General features: G+C 52.5%; 1 pseudogene. It reads right to left on the reverse strand.

Annotation, left to right across the window (positions count from 1 at the left end):
• A pseudogene (locus OI69_RS18715) lies at nucleotides 1-816 on the reverse strand (IS3 family transposase); the annotation flags it as partial.

Raw genomic sequence — 816 nt, forward strand, 5'->3', positions numbered from 1 at the left:
TCTTTGCCCTGATAACCCTTTGCAGGCACCCATTCTGTTTTCAGGCTACGGAAGAAGCGCTCCATTGGACTGTTATCCCAGCAGTTTCCCCGCCGACTGACGCTTTGTTTCATCCTGTAACGCCAGAGACGTTGTTGATATTTCAACCCCGTATATTGGCTTCCTTGATCGCTATGGAACATCACATCCCGCGGTTTACCCCTGCTCTCGTAGGCCATCCTCAAGGCTCGACTTATCAATGCCGTATCGGCCTGCTCTGACAGGCTCCAGCCGATCACTCTGCGGGCAAAAAGATCCATGACGACCGCCAGATAGCACCAGTGGTTTCCCGCCCAGATATATGTAATATCTCCGCACCATACCCTGTCTGGTTCCGGTACGGCGAACTGGCGTTCAAGCCGATTCGGCAAACACGTATGCGCCTGATGGGCATTTTTGTATTGATGTTTTCCAGGCTGGCCACTGCTCAGATTCAGCTCTTTCATCATACGCCCTGCACGATAACGGCTCATCGGGAAGCCGTTGCAGGTCAATATATCAGCCAGAGTACGTGCTCCCGCCGAGCCCCGACTCAGGTTCCAGACCCGACGTATTTCGCTGTGCAGCCTGACCTGCTCCGGATTAATCGTATCGCGTCGTTTCACCCAGTACCGATAACTGCTGCGGTGTATGCCAAAAGCGGTACAAAGACTGACAACCGTGTGACTGTCGCTTAATGTGGCAACTAGCGTGAACTGTTCAGCGAGTCGGACATTAAGAGCGCGGTAGCCTTTTTTAATATCGTATTTTGTTCCTCCAGACGGCGAACCTGCTTTT

This window comes from Pectobacterium fontis, from assembly GCF_000803215.1.
Taxonomy (GTDB): domain Bacteria; phylum Pseudomonadota; class Gammaproteobacteria; order Enterobacterales; family Enterobacteriaceae; genus Pectobacterium; species Pectobacterium fontis.